Genomic DNA, 16,000 nt, shown 5'->3' on the forward strand with positions numbered 1-16,000 from the left:
CCGCGCCGGGGGATGAGGTGCGAACCGGGATGCGCCGGTGTCGAGGGGTGGGGTGCTGGGTACCCGAGGGGCGGGGAGGTGGGTACTCGAGGGGGTGTCTCAGGCGCCGGGCAGGGTGACCCGGATGACGGCCGGCCGGTCGCCGGCCAGGGTGGTGCGGATCGCCTCGGCGAGCTCAGCGTCGATGGCATCGGCGCTGATCGTCATACCGCGGGCGCACATCGACTCGCCGAGGGCGGCGAAGTCGGGCCGGCGCAGCCTGACGGCGAAGGGGTCCATGTCCCGGTCCTCCATCTGGTGTTCGATCTCGGCGTAGCCGCCGTTGTCGACGATGACGAAGGGGATCGGCAGGCCGAGTTCGACGGCGGTGACGATCTCCTGGATGGAGAACATCGCCGCACCATCGCCGACGACGCACACGACCGGCCGGGCCGGGTCGGCGAGCTTCGCCCCGATCGCTGCCGGGATGCCGTAGCCCAGGGTTGCGAAGCCGGGCATGTACAGCAGCTGGTCCGGGGTGTGGGCGGTCAGCGCGTGCACGGTGCCGTCGTAGGTGACCTGCGAGGAGTCGCCGGCGATGATGACATCGGCACCGGCGGCTGCGGTGATGACCTCGTGCAGGTGCACGTTCGTCGATGCGAAGTCGAAATCGGCCTGGTAGGCCTCCGTGAGCGCCGTCACCCGGTTCTGTCCGTCGCGCTCGCCGGCAGCACCAGGCAGTGCCTCATGCGCCAGCAGCGCGGTGAGGAAATCGGTGCAGTCGGCGAAGGCGTGGATGTCCCCGCGCAGGTTCTTGTTCAGCTGATCGGGGTCGATATCGCAGCGGATGACCGTCTGCCCGGCCCCGGAACCGGCCCCAGCCTCAGCGCCGCCGGAGGCGCTGTCGCCGCCGGCGGCGCTGTCGCCAGCGGCGCCGATGCGCCCGCCCCACAGGTCGGAGTCTGCCAGCTCGGAGCCGAGCACGAGCAGCACATCGGCCTCGGCTGAGGCGCGCTGGATGGCCGGGAACCTGACGTTGGCGCCGAGTGAGAGCGGGTGGTCCTCATCGAGCACGCCCTTGCCGTTGGCGGTCGTGACGACCGGCGCGTCGAGCGCCTCGGCCAGCGCCCTGACCTCGGCGGCAGCCCGGCGCGCTCCGCCGCCTGCGACGATGAGCGGCGTCCGGGAGCCGGCCAGCGCCTCGGCGGCGGTGGCGACCATGTCCATGTCGAGCACCGGGCGGCGCGGGGCCTGCGGGGCCGGGACGGCACCCCACCACTGGCCTTCGAGCACGTCGAGGGGCACTTCGATGTGGACCGGTCCGGGGCGTTCGGAGGCGAACAGCGCGAACGCATCGGCCACCGCCTGCGCGGCGCCTTCGGCCGTCCGGGTGCGGCGCGAGGACACCAGCAGATGCGACAGCGCCCCGGAGGAGTCCTTCGTCTCGTGCAGCATGCCGATGTCGGCGCGCTCCAGGCCGATCGGCACACCGGGGGAGAGGATGAGCATCGGCCGCGATTCGGCGTAGGCGGTCGCCGCGGCGGTGATGACGTTCGTCAGCCCCGGTCCCGAGGTGGTGATGACGACTCCGGGTTTGCCGGAGACGAGGAAGTAGCCGTCGGCCCCGTAGCCTGCGCCCTGTTCGTGGCGCGGGGTGATCGCCCGGATCCCGAAGTCCGGCAGGTGCCGGTAGAACTCCAGGTTGTGGGTGCCGGGGATCCCGAAGATCGTGTCGACGCCGTGGGCGGCCAGCGCTGCGACGACGGCCAGGCCGCCGTTGTGGAAGCGCTCATCCGTCGCCGAGGCGGTGGTCGCCGCGGCCTGTGTGGTCTCCTGGGTCATGCGTCCTCCTTTCCGAAGCCGAGGCCGGTCGCGGCCGGGCCGCTGGGTTCGCTGTGTCCGCCGGCATCGGCGGCCCACAGGCTCAGCAGCTCGTAGCCGAGCTGGGCTGCGGCCAGGCCGGTGATCTCGGCGTGGTCGTAGGCGGGGGCGACTTCGACGATCTCCGCGCCGACGACGTTGAGGCCCTGCAGGCCGCGCACGGCGTTCATGAGCTCACGGCTCGTCAGCCCGCCGGCTTCCGGGGTGCCGGTGCCAGGTGCTGCGGCCGGGTCGAGGACGTCGATGTCGATGGAGATGTAGACTGGGGCGTCGCCGAGGCGGCGGCGCATCCGGGCGACGATGTCGGAGACCGGGGAGAACTGGAAGTCATCGGAGCGGATGATCTGGAAGCCGAGCACCTCATCGTCTTCGAGGTCCTTGGCACCGTAGAGCGGGCCGCGGATGCCGACGTGCATGCAGCGCTCCAGGTCGAGCAGGCCCTCTTCGCTGGCGCGGCGGAACGGGGTGCCGTGCGTGTACGGGGCACCCATGTAGGTGTCCCAGGTGTCGAGGTGGGCGTCGAAGTGCAGCACGGCGATCTTGCCGTGCGTCTTGGCCACCGAGCGGATGTTCGGCAGGGCCAGGGTGTGGTCGCCGCCGAGCGTCAGCAGCTTCGCCCCATCAGCGCGCAGCGCATCGGCGTTGTTCTCGACCGTGGTGATGGCCTCTTCGATGTTGAAGGGGTTGACGCCCAGGTCACCGCAGTCGGCGACCTGCTGGGCGGAGAACGGGTGCATGCCGGTGGCCTGGTTGTATGGGCGCAGCAGCTTCGAGGACTGGCGGATGTGGGCCGGGCCGAAGCGGGCACCGGGCCGGTAGCTGACACCGGCGTCGAAGGGCACGCCGAGGACCTTGACGTCGATCGGTGCGCCGGGCCGGGCGGCTTCGACCTCGTCGATGCGCGGCAGCAGCCCGAAGGTCGGCGGTCCGGCGAACCGGGGTGTCAGGCTGTAGTCCGCTGGACCCAGCGGGGTGGTCTCGTTCGTCATCGCGAATCCTCTTCTCGTCTCGGAATCCTCGGCCGCGTGTGCAGGCAGCTCTGCCCGCTCACGGCAGACCCACCCTACGGGTACGTGCACGAGCACCGATATGTCCATCATGGCAGGGTGTGGGCAATCACAGTCCACCACGGATAGAATCAGCTGTGTGGTTACCCTTGGACAGCTGCTCTCCCTGCCCGAACTGCGCCTGCAGGTCGTGTCCGATCCGCCCGGCTGCCGCAGCGCACCGGTGACGATCGTGCACTCCTCCGAGCTGCCCTCAGTCGATCAGTGGCTGGCTGGCGGCGAGGTGCTGCTCACCATCGGCGCGCTGCAGGACCTCGACTCCCCGGACGCTGCCGACTACATCCGCCGCGTCCACGCCGCCGGGGCCGTGGCACTGGGCATCGGGCTCGGCGAGCACCTGCCGAACGTTCGTGCTCCCGAGCAGCTCATCACCCACGCCCGCGCGGTCGGGCTGCCGCTGTTCATGGTGCCCGAGCCGGTGCCCTTCGTCGCTGTCGTCGAGGCCTTCACCCGCCTGCGCGAAAGCGAATCCGCCCATGAGGTCTCAGCCCTTGTGCGCACCCAGCGCCGGTTCGCCACCGCCCTGGCGGCCCGCGGCACGAACGCCCTGCTGGCCGAGATCGCACGCGCACTCGGCGCCCCTGTCGCGCTGGCCTCACCGACCGGCCGGCTGCTCGGCACCACCGAGCGGCTGCCGGCCCGCCCGGGACTGCCCGGCGTGCTGCGGTCCGAGCTCATCTCCGCTGCCGCCGCCGGTGGGACCGCACCCCGGCTGCTGCGGGCCACCGCGCCCGAGGTGGTGGCCGGTTCGGACCTGGAGGCGATCCCGGTCGGTTCGGAGTCGGTGACCGGCTGGCTGCTCACCCCGGTCGCCGGCACCCGGCCCGGTGGGGACCGGCACAATTCGCGCACCCTGCTCCTGGCGACCGCGGCAGCGCTGCTGGCGCTGCAGGACACCCGGCTGGCTGATCGCCGGGAGCTGGCCGCCCAGCTGTGCACCGGGCTCATCGGTGCTGACGAGCTCTCAGAGCGGTTCGCCGCAGTCACCGGCTCCAGCGTGCCGGCACAGCTGAGCTTCGCGATCGCCGGCGGCGGCCGGGCGTCAGACACCGGGGCCGGCGACGAGGCGGGTGCGCGCTTCGATGCCCTCATCACCGATCTCAGCCCGGTCGTGCTGCACCATCCCAGCACCTCGGGGACGGCGCTCATCTGCCCACCGGGTCTGCGCGGTGTGGTGGAGGCCACCTGCCGTGCGCTCGGCATCCCGGTGACCGACTGGTCAGACGGCACCCCGGATCAGGTGCATGATCGGTGGCATGAGTGGCGCTACGGTGCCGGTAACCGGCGTTCACAGCTGGGTCAGCTGCTGGCGTCTGTCAGCCCCGAGACTTCCGCCGATTTCGTCCAGCGCACCCTCGGCCCGCTCTCTGCAGCCGATGACGACGGGATCCTCATGCGCACCTTAGAACATTTCGCCTCGGCTGGCGGCAGCCGGGACGCCGTCGCCCAGGCCCTGGGTGTGCACCGCCACACGGTGCGCGCCCGGCTGGAGAGGATCCGCCAAATCCTCGGCTATGACCCGCGCGAACCCGGCCACCTTCAGGCGATCGGCATCGCATTCCTGCTGCGCGAGACCACCACAGCCCACCGCTGAGGCCCGGCTCCGGTCGTGCTCAGGCGGCTGGGCGGGCGCTTCGTCACCAGGGTTTGGTGTCGCTGCCGCTGCTGTTGTCGCCCCGGTCGTCCTCATCGTCGCGCTGACGCTGGTCGGCTTCCCGGTTGCGCTCTTCGAGCTCACGCTGCTTGCGTTCGGCTTCGGTCTCTTGGCCGCCGCCGTCGGTGCCATCGCCGCCGGAGCCTTCGTCCTCGCCGTCACCGGGCTCGCCGCCCCCGCCGTCGCCGGAATCGTCTCCGCCGTCGCCGCCTTCGTCGTCACCACCGGAGCCATCGCCGCCCTCGTCGCCGCCGTCTCCGCCGTCGCCGGGGTTGTTCATGTCCTCCTGGGACTCATCGATGCGCTGTTCGGACTCGTCCATCTGCTGGTCGCTTCTGCTGCCTTCCGGTCGGCACTCCTCAGGAGCCTCCTGCAGGGTGGTGCGTGCTAAGTCGAACTTCTCATTGGCCTCATCAGTGCTCTCAGCGGACTTGAACTCCTCGGCCTGCTGCTCGTAGACATAGGAGAGGTTGACCCGCACAGCGCACTCATCGCGCACCGGCGTGAGGTCGAGGGCGCGTTCGAGCAGCGGCTGGGCATCGTCGTAGCGGCTTTCGGCGGCTGCCACGGTGCCGATGTTGAACGGCGGCTTGTGATGTTCGAAGAGGCTGATCTTCTCGAACCGCTCCGAGAGCCGGACGGTTTCGTCGTAGTCCGCCTGCTTGTAGGCCCGGGATGCGCTGTGCAGCGTCCAGACGCACACAAGACTGTAGATGCACACGAGCGCCAAGGCAGTGCCCAGCGTCCCGCGGATGAGGTGCGGCCACAGCCGGCGGCGCGGCTTCTTCTCCGGGTTCGCGGTCGGCTCCGCCTGTGCATCAGCCTTCGTTTCGCCCGGTTTCGCCTGCGCGGTCTGTACCGGCTGCTGTGCAGCTGGGTCTTTCTTCGGGTCCTGCGGCTGCCGGTCAGTCGAATCGTTCACCGTGACCTCCTCAGCAGTGCGTAGAGCCGGTTGAGGGACCGGAACTGGCCCAGGGATCGCCCGGCATCGACGGCTAGCAGCGCGATGACGCCGAGCAGCGGAATCCAGAAGTAGTCGCTGCGGCCGTCGGCGACGTGCTCGTCGTTGTGCTGCTCTTCCAGTTCCGGCATCGTCACCGCGGCCTTGAGCTCGGTGCCAGCCGTGCGGTGCGTGTACTCGACACCGAGGTCCTTGGCGATCGCCTTGAGCTGGTCCTCATCGATGACCGACAGAGCATCCTTGCCGGTCTCCGGGTCCTGGATGTACTCAGGCGGCTCCGGATCGGTCGTGCTGCCGTCGATCGACCAGTCGAAGCCGGCGGTCTCCAGCATCCGCCCACCAGCAGAGGTGCCGTAGCCGAACACCCCGCCGCCGTCGATGCGGTCGTCGATGTCGGCCAGCGACTCGGGCTGCTGATCGGAGGTCTGTTCACCGTCGCCGAAATAGAAGACGAACCGCTGGTTGTTCGGGTGGTTCTCCTCGCTTTTGTCCAGCCGGGAGGCCAGCTCGCCGCGGGCGGCGGTGACCGAGCTGCCGGTCGACGAGGTGGTCCGCTCCGGTCGCATTACCTCGAAGGCGGAGCGCACGGCGGCATGATCGGTCGTCAGCGGCACCCGCACGCTGGCACGGGAGTCGAAGGTGATGACGCTCACGCGCGCACCGGGCAGCTGTTCGAGCAGCGCGTCGACATCGGAGCGCACCCCCTCGAGCCGCGGTTTGTCGCCGTCCCAGTCTTCGGCCACCGCCGAGGCGGTGGTGTCGACGAGCAGGAACACGTCGGCTGCCGCGACGGGCACCTCGGTGGTGGCCTCGGTCGGTACGCCCGGTCGCAGGCATGCGGCCACGAGGAGTGCGGCAGCGACGGCGCGCAGGATCCAGGCGATGCGCCGGCGGCGGATGAGGATCGCCAGGGTGATGCACCCGCCGATGAGCAGCACGGCAAGCACGGCCAGCAGCGGCCATGGCATGATCGGGGCGAAGCTCATAACCGGAACCTCCATGCGAAGACGAAGGCGATGATGACGCCGATGAGTGTGAGGGTCAGCGGCACGACCGGCCGGTCGTGGACAAGGGTGACCGGGGTGGCATCGGTCAGCTTGGCCTCCTCTTCCTGGATCGAGCGCACGATGCCGTCAACGGCGGACTGCCCGCCGAGTGAGTAGTGCTCCCCACCGGTGCTGTTCGCGGTGTTCTTCAGCTCGTCCATCGGTCCGGCGCCGAGGAAGGAAAACGGCGGGGCGAGGGTGTAGACGCGGATATCACGTTCGACAGCGAGCTCGGTGGCCTCGTTGAGTTGGTAGATGGGCACGCCGGCCAGTTCGTTGTCGGTGGCGAAGATGATCGAGCGGGAACGCTCCTCGTCCTCCTTCTTGTCGAAGGATCCGATGCAGGAGGCCAGGCCGTCGCCGATGAGTGAGGATCCGCTGACGTTCGGGTCGATGGTCCCGGCCATGAAGTCGGTGCCCTCGGTGCCCCAGGACTCGAAGCCGGCCTTGGCCTCTTCGAGGAATTCGCGGACCATGTCGTAGTCGTCGGTGAGCGGGAAGACGGTCACAGCGGTGGAGTTGAAGACGGTCATGCCGATGCGCTCGCCTTGGAAGGAGTCGAGCATCTGGATGTAGGAGTCGACGATGTCGGCGTCGTAGGTGAGCATCGAACCTGAGGCGTCGAGGCAGAGCACGACGTCGCGGCGGTGCTGATCAGGGGTGATGGTCTGCACGGTCGAGGGCCGGGAGACTCCGACAAGCGCGCTGAGCAGCGGCAGCAGCGTGACGAGGAAGACAGCGAGTGCGCCGAGCAGCAGCCGTTTGCGGCCGCGGGCGAAGGCCGGCAGGGCGGTGAGCCGGCCGATGTGGGCGACCGGGACGCGGCCGTGGCGCTCGTGCTTGCGCGGCCGGGAGAGCAGCCAGATGAGCACGGCCAGGACCGGCAGAAGGGCCAGGGGCAGCCACCAGAATGTCAGGACCATCGGTCGACCAGCCCCCTCACACGCGCAAGCTGAGTGCCGGCGTTCGTCGGCTCCTCGCGGGCGAACTCATCGGCATACAGGCGCTCGACGACCTCGGCGACGGTGCCCAGCCGGAAGGCCTTGAGCTCGCGCAGGGTCATGTGCCGGATGTTGAGGTTCCAGGCATCGCGGGCGAAGTCGCGCACGATCTCCGAGAGCCGGTGGGCGACCTCGCGGTCGGACAGCTCGCCGGCCTGCCAGGACTTCTCGACCTCGTCGACGGTGACGAGGTACTTGTGCCGGACGCGCTCCGGGACTCGGGCAGTGCCGTCACCGCGCAGCCCGGCGCGGTAGATCCGGGCACCCAGTGGCCACAGCAGCAGCACGGCAGCGGCCAGCGCGGCGAAGACGACGGCGGCGTACCACCAGTCGCTCGGTCCCAGTGCCGGGTGCAGGCTAGCGGCGGAGAGCATGCTGTTTCCTCATGAGCCGGCGCAGCTGGCGCAGCGCGTGCCGGGAGTCGTCGACACGGACATGGGCGATGCCGGCCGAGCGGAGGAATCCCTCGGTGCGGTGCTTGCGTTCGGCCTCGGCGTGGGCGTACTGCTCGGCGAGCTCTTTGCCGCCGAGCAGCTCGTGCGGGATCGGCAGGTGCCGGTCATCGGAGATGTCGAAGGGCACCGCGCCCCGGCCGAAGCCGGTCAGCTGCGCATCGGAGACGGTCAGCCACATCATCTCGTGCTGGGCGCTCAGCCGGCGCAGCAGCGGCATGTCCTCTCGCACCAGGCCGATGTCATCGGCGATGACGAGGATCATCATCCGCCTCCGCAGGTGTTCAGCCGCCCAGGTCAGCTGCCTGCGCACATCCGAGGCGCGCCCGCGCCCGCCGGCGGACTGGATGCCGCGCAGCAGCTGCTCGAGGTGGGCTTCGGTGCCCTTGAGCCGGCTGGGCGCGGTGTGCTCGGCATCGCCGTGCATGAGCATGACGTCGTCACCGTGGCGCACCGCGAGATACCCAGTCATCCCGGCCAGCAGGATCGCCAGTTCGCGCTTGCTCTCCCCGCTGGCGGCGATGGCATCGAAGTTGCGCCCGGAGTCGACGATGATGCCCAGGGCGTGCCGGCGGTGGGCGACATAGCGCTTGACTAGGGGAGAGGTGTGCCGGGCGGTGGCCTTCCAGTCGATGTCGCGGATCTCGTCGCCGACGACGTATTCGCGCAGGTCATCGAAGTCCATGCTGTGGCCGTGGTAGATCGAGGCGTACTCGCCTTCGAGCAGCCCGCGCATCTTCCGATGCGCGTGGATCGTCATGTTCGCCTTGACCTTCGTCAGCAGGGCTGTCATCACGGAGTCCTGATCGCAGCGAGCAGGTCGTTGATGATCCGCTCGACCTTGATGTCCTCGGCCACGGCCTCGAAGTTCAGCAGGATGCGGTGGCGCAGCACCCGGTGGGCGATGTCCTTGACGTCTTCGGGGATGACGTAGTTGCGTCCGCGGATCATCGCCAGGGCGCGTGAGGCGTTGGTGAAGGCGATCGAGGCGCGCGGGGAGGCGCCGCACTCGATGAATCCGGCCAGCGGCCCGATGTAGCGGCCGGCTGAGCGGGTGGCGGTGACGATTTCGACGAGGTAGCGGGTGATCGCCGGGTCGATGTAGATGCTGCGCGCATAGCTGCGCAGCATGTGCACGTCTTCAAGTGAGCACGCCGGCGGCATCTTCGCGGCCTTGTCGAACACCCCGGCATCCAGGCGGCGCAGGATCTCCATCTCCTGGTCCGGGTTCGGGTAGTCGAGCAGGTCCTTGAGCATGAACCGGTCGAGCTGGGCCTCGGGCAGCTGATAGGTGCCCTCCTGCTCGATCGGGTTCTGGGTGGCCATGACGAGGAACGGCTCAGGCAGCGGATAGGTCTTGCCGCCGATCGTCGTCTGCTTCTCCTGCATCGCCTCGAGCATCGCCGACTGCGTCTTCGCACTCGAGCGGTTGATCTCATCGAGCAGCACGAGGTTGGCGTGCACCGGGCCGAGCTGCGTTTCGAACGCCCCGGTCGAGGAGTTGTAGATCTGCGAGCCGATGATGTCACTGGGCAGCAGGTCGGGGGTGCACTGGATGCGGTTGAACGAGGCCTCGACCGAATCGGCCAGCGCGGCAGCCGCCGTCGTCTTCGCCAGTCCCGGCACGCTCTCCAGGAGCAGGTGCCCGCCGGTCAGCAGTCCCAGCAGCAGGGTCTCGCGCAGCCGCACCTGGCCGACGACGAGTGAGTCAAGGTACTTCTGGATCCGTGACAGGATCGCCTGTGCCTGGGTGATCTCCTGCGTATTGGCCGGACGCTCATCGGGTGCCATGGTGCTCCTCATGTTGCCTGCCCGGGCCCGGCCCGGCGCAGCGGGGTCATCTGCGTAGTGCCCACACTATCGGCCGGCACTGACGTCTGGCTGACCGTGGTGTGACAGGCCTGCCACATGTGTGGCATGGTCGGTTCCCGGCTTGTGCGGCGGGCACCGTCGTCGAGCCGGGCGGTACCTCGGCAGCGGACGCGTGTCCGGCGGACGGAAAATAATTCTGAGGAATTTTCGGCTGTGGATAGCAGCCGATGGAGTGGGGACTTCCTGTGGGGGGCTTCCGCCGGGCGGATCGTCCTTGCCCGCATGGTTGCTGGCCAACGAGTTACACAGGTGTTGTTCGCATGATGTGGATAGCGGGGACCTTGGTCGTGCACGGGTTGTGCAAAACACCTGACACGCAGCAAATCACACTGGTGTAACACATGATCTAGGGGTACGCTGGTGGGCAGACACAACATCTAGTGGTTGAACTGCCGGCGCGGGTCTATGGCCCCGATCACCGCCAGGACGGGGAGAGCACCGGATGACCGCCCACCAGAACACCGCATCAGACACCGAATTCCTCTGGAGGATGACGCCATGATCACCGTGTACACCAAGCCAGCATGTGTGCAGTGCAACGCAACTTTCCGCGCGCTTGACTCGCGGGGAATCGACTACCGTGCCGTCGACCTCACTGAGGAGCCCGGCGCACTCGATGTCGTCAAGGCGATGGGCTACATGCAGGCTCCGGTCGTCGTGACCGACAACGATCACTGGTCGGGCTTCCGCCCGGACAAGATCGCCACCCTCGCCGGCAGCGGCTCGACCGCCTCGGTCGCGGCGTCGTGATGCAACCGTGCTCGTCGTCTACTATTCGGGCGGATCGGAGTACACGCACAAATTCGTCAACAAGCTGGACCATCCGGGCCTGCGACTTCCCCTGCTGACAAAGGATCCGACTCCGATCGTGAGTGAGCCATTCGTGCTCATCACCCCCACCTACGGTGCGGGCAGGAACCGCGGAGCCGTCCCCAAACAAGTCATCAAGTTCCTCAACGTCGAGGAGAACCGCAATCGTCTCGTCGGCGTCATCGGCGCGGGCAACACGAACTTCGGTGAGTACTACTGCGCGGCAGCCTACAAGGTCGCTGCCAAGTGCCAGGTGCCGCTGCTGTACAACTTCGAGTTGCTCGGCATGCCCGAGGACGTCGAGAAAGTCAACAAAGGATTGGATTCACTGTGTCAACAACCGTTGAAGACCGCGACCTAGAAGCGATCATCCGCGAGGAGACCGACCTCGACTACCACGCGCTCAACGCGATGCTCAACCTCTACGATTCCGAGGGACGCATCCAGTTCGCACGCGACCGTCAGGCGGCCCGGCAGTTCTTCCTGCAGCACGTCAACAACAACACCGTCTTCTTCCACGACCTCAAGGAGAAGATCGACTACCTCGTCGAGCACGACTACTACGAGAAGGAAGTCCTCGACCAGTACTCCTTCGAGTTCATCGAGAAGCTCTCGAAGCAGGCGTATGCCAAGAAGTTCCGCTTCCAGACCTTCCTCGGCGCGTTCAAGTTCTACACCTCGTACACGCTCAAGACCTTCGACGGCAAGCGCTACCTCGAGCGCTTCGAGGACCGCGTCGTCATGGTTGCGCTGTTCCTCGCCCGCGGCGATGAGCAGCTGGCCACCCAGCTGATGGAGGAGATCATCTCCGGCCGGTTCCAGCCGGCCACCCCGACCTTCCTCAACGCCGGCAAGCGCCAGCGCGGCGAGCTCGTCTCGTGCTTCCTGCTGCGCATCGAGGACAATATGGAGTCGATCGGCCGCTCGATCAACTCCGCTCTGCAGCTGTCCAAGCGCGGCGGCGGTGTGGCGTTCGCGCTGACGAACATCCGTGAGTCCGGTGCCCCGATCAAGAAGATCGAGAACCAGTCCTCGGGCGTCATCCCGATCATGAAGCTGCTGGAGGACTCCTTCTCCTACGCCAACCAGCTCGGCGCACGCCAGGGTGCCGGCGCCGTGTACCTGCACGCCCACCACCCGGACATCTACAGCTTCCTCGACACCAAGCGCGAGAACGCCGACGAGAAGATCCGCATCAAGACCCTCAGCCTCGGCGTCGTCATCCCGGACATCACGTTCCAGCTGGCGAAGAAGAACGAGGACATGTACCTCTTCAGCCCCTACGACGTCGAACGCGAGTACGGGGTGCCGTTCAGCGAGATCTCGGTGACCGAGAAGTACTACGAGCTCGTCGACAATCCGCACATCAAGAAGAAGAAGATCAACGCCCGCGAGTTCTTCCAGACCCTGGCTGAGATCCAGTTCGAGTCCGGCTACCCGTACATCATGTACGAAGACACCGTGAACCGCGCCAACCCGATCGACGGCAAGATCATCATGTCGAACCTGTGCTCGGAGATCCTCCAGGTCTCCTCGCCGAGCACCTACCATGCTGATCTGTCCTACGCCGAGGTCGGCAAGGACATCTCGTGCAACCTCGGTTCGCTCAACATCGCCATGACGATGGACTCGGAGGACTTCGGCCGCACCGTCGAGACCGCCATCCGCGGCCTGACGGCAGTGTCGGAGGCCTCGAACATCGACTCGGTGCCCTCGATCGCCCGCGGCAACGACATGTCGCATGCAATCGGGCTCGGGCAGATGAACCTGCACGGCTACCTGGCTCGTGAGCGCATCCACTACGGCTCCGACGAGGGCCTGGACTTCACGAACATGTACTTCTACACCGTCGCCTACCACTGCGTGCGCGCATCGATGCTGCTCGCCAAGGAGCGCGGCCGCGCCTTCGAGGGCTTCGAACGCTCGAAGTACGCAACAGGGGAGTACTTCGAGAAGTACATCAAGGGCGACTGGACGCCGCGCACCGAGCGCATCGCACAGCTCTTCGCCGACGCCGAGGTGCACATCCCGACCCCGCAGGACTGGGAGGAGCTCAAGGCGCAGGTCGCCGAGCACGGCATCTACAACCAGAACCTGCAGGCCGTCCCGCCGACCGGCTCGATCTCCTACATCAACAACTCGACCTCGTCGATCCACCCGGTCGCCTCGCGGATCGAGATCCGCAAGGAAGGCAAGATCGGCCGCGTGTACTACCCGGCTCCGTTCATGACGAACGAGAACCTGGAGTACTACCAGGACGCCTACGAAGTCGGTTACGAGAAGATCATCGACACCTACGCTGAGGCGACTCAGCATGTTGATCAGGGCCTGTCGCTGACGCTGTTCTTCAAGGACACTGCGAGCACCCGCGACGTCAACAAGGCGCAGATCTACGCATGGCGCAAGGGCATCAAGACGGTGTACTACATCCGCATCCGTCAGCTCGCCCTGCAGGGAACGGAAGTCGACGGCTGCGTCTCCTGCATGCTGTGAGTCGGCACAAGGCAACCTCACCACATCTTTGAGTTATCAGGAGTGAACATGACCGAGCAGCTCAAGCTCGTGTCCCATGTGGACGCAATCAACTGGAACCGCATCCAGGATGATGTCGACCTCGAGGTCTGGGATCGGCTGACAGCCAACTTCTGGCTGCCGGAGAAGGTGCCGCTGTCCAACGACGTGCAGTCGTGGGCAACGCTGACCGAGGACGAGAAGACGCTGACAATGCGCGTCTTCACCGGACTGACCCTGCTCGACACGATCCAGGGCACCGTCGGCGCGGTCTCCCTGCTGCCCGATGCCCGCACCCCGCACGAAGAGGCCGTGCTGACGAACATCGCGTTCATGGAGTCGGTGCACGCCAAGTCGTACTCGTCGATCTTCTCGACGCTTGCCAACACCCGCCAGATCGACGACGCCTTCCGGTGGTCGACGGAGAACCAGTCGCTGCAGAAGAAGGCGCAGATCATCCTCAAGTACTACCGTGGGGACGATCCGCTCAAGCGCAAGGTCGCCTCGGTGATCCTGGAGTCCTTCCTCTTCTACTCCGGGTTCTACCTGCCGATGTACTGGTCGAGCCGGGCGAAGCTGACGAACACCGCTGACCTCATCCGCCTCATCATCCGCGACGAGGCCGTGCACGGGTACTACATCGGCTACAAGTACCAGCGCGGAATCGCCGAGGTCGACGACGCCCGCAAGCAGGAGCTCAAGGACTACACCTTCGAGTTGCTCTTCGAGCTGTACGAGAACGAGGTGCAGTACACCCACGATCTCTACGACTCCGTCGGACTGGCCGAGGACGTCAAGAAGTTCCTGCACTACAACGCCAACAAGGCGCTGATGAACATGGGCTACGAGGCGATGTTCCCGTCATCGGTCACCGACGTGAACCCGGCGATCCTGTCTGCGCTCTCACCGAATGCCGATGAGAACCACGACTTCTTCTCCGGCTCCGGATCGTCCTACGTCATCGGCAAGGCCGAGAACACCGAAGACGAAGACTGGGACTTCTGAGACTTTCTAAAGACAGATGTCCTGAGTTGTCGCCGTAAGGCCTGGTAAGGGGCCCGGATCCGCAGGTTTCTGCAGGTCCGGGCCCTTTTTCGTGCCTCCTCCTAACGAACACAGGAGGACGAGTATGCACACCAGCAGCCTTACGCAGTGGCACGAAGGTGGCACGCGCACACCTTCCGGGTGCAAGCAGAGCGGACTGCGAGCCCTATTTTGGCTCAGTGACCCCGTCAGTCTCGTGCCACAACGTGCCATAGAGAGTTCCCGGAATGACGGGAAACCCCTTGTCAGGCCCCGTTTCAGAGCCTATTCGAGACCTAGTGGCACGAAGTGGCACGACGGTCCGCTCCAGTCCATCCGAGACCTGGGGAGGACCCGATGACGGCCACGACAGAACGGAAGACACGCTCACGACGGGAAGGCTGGGGGAGTCTGCGCAAGCTCTCCTCGGGCCGGTGGCAGGCAAGGTACCCCGGGCCAGACGGTCAGACATATACGGCCCGGACGGGTCTGCTGAAGGTTTGGTTGAGTCCATGACCGCATGATTCCTGGGCGGGGTCGTGCTGGAAGGATGGCAATCGTGCCGAAGAAGTATTCCGATGAGTTCAAGCGTGACGCTGTGGCGATGGTCGCTGCGGGCTCGTCACAGAAGAAGGTGTGCAGAGACCTCGGCATCTCGAAGACCGCGCTGCAGACGTGGGTGCGAGATGACCGATTCCGCTCACACGGGATGACACCATCGACCGATCCCGACGAGCGCCGCGAGATGGCGGCAGCGTTGCGGCGGATCCGGGAGTTGGAGATGGAGAACGAGGTGCTCCGGCGTGCTGCGGCGTATTTGTCACAGGCTCATATCTTGCCCCCAAAATGATCTTCCCGCTCGTCCGTGAGATGGCCGCGGCCGGCGCCCCCATTCGGGTGCCGGTCGCGGTGGCGAGCAGGGTTCTGGGATTCACCGAGCAGGCGTATTACAAGTGGCTCAAGAACCCTGTCAGCGCGCGTGAGATCGAGGAAGCGCATCTGATCGGGGTGCTCCGGGAACTGCACGAGGATGACCCTGAGGGCGGGTACCGGGTCCTGGCCGACGACATCACAGATCTCGGCTATGTCCTGTCGGAGCGGCGTGTGTGGCGGCTGTGTCACGTCGCGGGGATCCGCTCGACGATCACGACCCGCAAACGCTGCTATCAGAAAGCGGGCCCACCCGTGCACGACGATCTCGTCAACCGCGACTTCACCGCCGACGGGCCGAACCAGCTGTGGCTGACCGACATCACCGAGCACTGGACCGGTGAGGGCAAGCTGTATCTCTGCGCGATCAAAGACGTGTGGAGCAACAAGATCGTCGGCTACTCGATCGACTCACGGATGAAGGCACGTCTGGCCGTGAACGCGCTGGAGATGGCCGTCACCCACCAAGGATTCCCCGAAGGGGTCGTGGTTCACAGCGATCGCGGGAGCCAATTTCGGTCCAGGAAATTCGTCAAGGCGCTCAAGCGTCACAAGCTGCGCGGATCGATGGGGCGTGTCGGCGCGGCCGGCGACAACGCGGCCATGGAGAGCTTCTTCAGCCTGCTGCAGAAGAACGTCCTCGACCGGCACCCCTGGCCCACCAGGCTCGAACTCCGCCTGGCGATCGTGCACTGGACCGAAGGGATCTACCACCGCAAGCGCCGGCAACGCCGACTCGGGAAACTGACCCCCATCGAGTTCGAGACCATAATGAAGGATGTCGCCACCCTGGCGGCATAAACCCCCGACTCA

General features: G+C 66.4%; 14 protein-coding genes. 6 read left to right on the top strand and 8 right to left on the bottom strand.

Translation table 11 applies throughout. From position 1 onward, the window contains the following. Nucleotides 1-99 precede the first annotated feature (99 nt). The gene (locus H9634_RS13245; protein WP_191727283.1) at nt 100-1,821 is read right to left on the bottom strand and encodes a thiamine pyrophosphate-binding protein; all 1,722 of its coding nucleotides are present in this window, start codon (nt 1,819-1,821) and stop codon (nt 100-102) included. Beyond that, nucleotides 1,818-2,849: an agmatinase gene (speB, locus tag H9634_RS13250; protein ID WP_102162949.1), complete on the bottom strand. Its 1,032-nt coding sequence runs from the start codon at nt 2,847-2,849 to the stop codon at nt 1,818-1,820. Before speB ends, H9634_RS13245 begins: the two co-directional genes overlap by 4 nt. A gap of 157 nt (nt 2,850-3,006) precedes the next feature. On the opposite strand from speB, the gene H9634_RS13255 reads away from it, so the two are divergent. After that, nucleotides 3,007-4,521, top strand: a complete 1,515-nt coding sequence (locus H9634_RS13255) for a PucR family transcriptional regulator (protein ID WP_191727284.1) — start codon at nt 3,007-3,009, stop codon at nt 4,519-4,521. A 43-nt stretch (nt 4,522-4,564) separates the two neighbouring features. Here the strand turns inward: H9634_RS13255 and H9634_RS13260 are convergent, their stop codons facing one another. From H9634_RS13260 to H9634_RS13285, 6 genes are read right to left on the bottom strand one after another with little or no spacing between them, the layout of a single operon-like run. After that, entirely contained in the window at nt 4,565-5,503 is a 939-nt protein-coding gene (locus tag H9634_RS13260; protein ID WP_191727285.1) for a hypothetical protein, read from the bottom strand. Next, nucleotides 5,500-6,528: a vWA domain-containing protein gene (locus tag H9634_RS13265; RefSeq protein WP_191727286.1), complete on the bottom strand. Its 1,029-nt coding sequence runs from the start codon at nt 6,526-6,528 to the stop codon at nt 5,500-5,502. Before H9634_RS13265 ends, H9634_RS13260 begins: the two co-directional genes overlap by 4 nt. Then, a complete protein-coding gene (locus tag H9634_RS13270; RefSeq protein ID WP_165883422.1) occupies nt 6,525-7,511 on the bottom strand; it encodes a vWA domain-containing protein in 987 nt (328 codons plus the stop codon). Before H9634_RS13270 ends, H9634_RS13265 begins: the two co-directional genes overlap by 4 nt. Beyond that, nucleotides 7,502-7,963, bottom strand: coding sequence for a hypothetical protein (locus tag H9634_RS13275; protein ID WP_191727287.1), 462 nt, complete (start codon nt 7,961-7,963; stop codon nt 7,502-7,504). The genes H9634_RS13270 and H9634_RS13275 overlap by 10 nt, the downstream gene beginning before the upstream one ends. Further along, a complete protein-coding gene (locus tag H9634_RS13280) occupies nt 7,947-8,834 on the bottom strand; it encodes a DUF58 domain-containing protein (RefSeq protein WP_191727288.1) in 888 nt (295 codons plus the stop codon). The genes H9634_RS13275 and H9634_RS13280 overlap by 17 nt, the downstream gene beginning before the upstream one ends. After that, nucleotides 8,834-9,832, bottom strand: coding sequence for an AAA family ATPase (locus tag H9634_RS13285; RefSeq protein ID WP_175294102.1), 999 nt, complete (start codon nt 9,830-9,832; stop codon nt 8,834-8,836). The genes H9634_RS13280 and H9634_RS13285 overlap by 1 nt, the downstream gene beginning before the upstream one ends. Before the next feature lie 579 nt (nt 9,833-10,411). Here H9634_RS13285 and nrdH point away from each other — a divergent pair. The 5 genes from nrdH to H9634_RS13310 all read left to right on the top strand — a co-directional run bounded on the left by nrdH (nt 10,412) and on the right by H9634_RS13310 (nt 15,988). Continuing rightward, entirely contained in the window at nt 10,412-10,663 is a 252-nt protein-coding gene (nrdH, locus tag H9634_RS13290) for a glutaredoxin-like protein NrdH (protein ID WP_191727289.1), read from the top strand. 7 nt (nt 10,664-10,670) lie between these two features. After that, a complete protein-coding gene (nrdI, locus tag H9634_RS13295; RefSeq protein ID WP_191727290.1) occupies nt 10,671-11,084 on the top strand; it encodes a class Ib ribonucleoside-diphosphate reductase assembly flavoprotein NrdI in 414 nt (137 codons plus the stop codon). Then, nucleotides 11,054-13,216 (top strand): class 1b ribonucleoside-diphosphate reductase subunit alpha, encoded by a 2,163-nt coding sequence (gene nrdE / locus H9634_RS13300; protein ID WP_191727291.1) that lies wholly within the window; start codon nt 11,054-11,056, stop codon nt 13,214-13,216. The genes nrdI and nrdE overlap by 31 nt, the downstream gene beginning before the upstream one ends. A 48-nt stretch (nt 13,217-13,264) precedes the next feature. Next, nucleotides 13,265-14,239, top strand: a complete 975-nt coding sequence (gene nrdF, locus H9634_RS13305; RefSeq protein WP_102162939.1) for a class 1b ribonucleoside-diphosphate reductase subunit beta — start codon at nt 13,265-13,267, stop codon at nt 14,237-14,239. Between the two features lie 577 nt (nt 14,240-14,816). Further along, nucleotides 14,817-15,988 (top strand): IS3 family transposase gene (locus H9634_RS13310; protein WP_191727292.1). Its coding sequence is split into 2 segments (ribosomal slippage): nt 14,817-15,093 and nt 15,093-15,988, totalling 1,173 coding nucleotides; the frame shifts between segments, so codons are not numbered across the junction. Nucleotides 15,989-16,000: the final 12 nt, after the last annotated feature.

Origin of the sequence: Brevibacterium gallinarum, from assembly GCF_014836885.1 — a bacterium.
Taxonomy (GTDB): domain Bacteria; phylum Actinomycetota; class Actinomycetes; order Actinomycetales; family Brevibacteriaceae; genus Brevibacterium; species Brevibacterium gallinarum.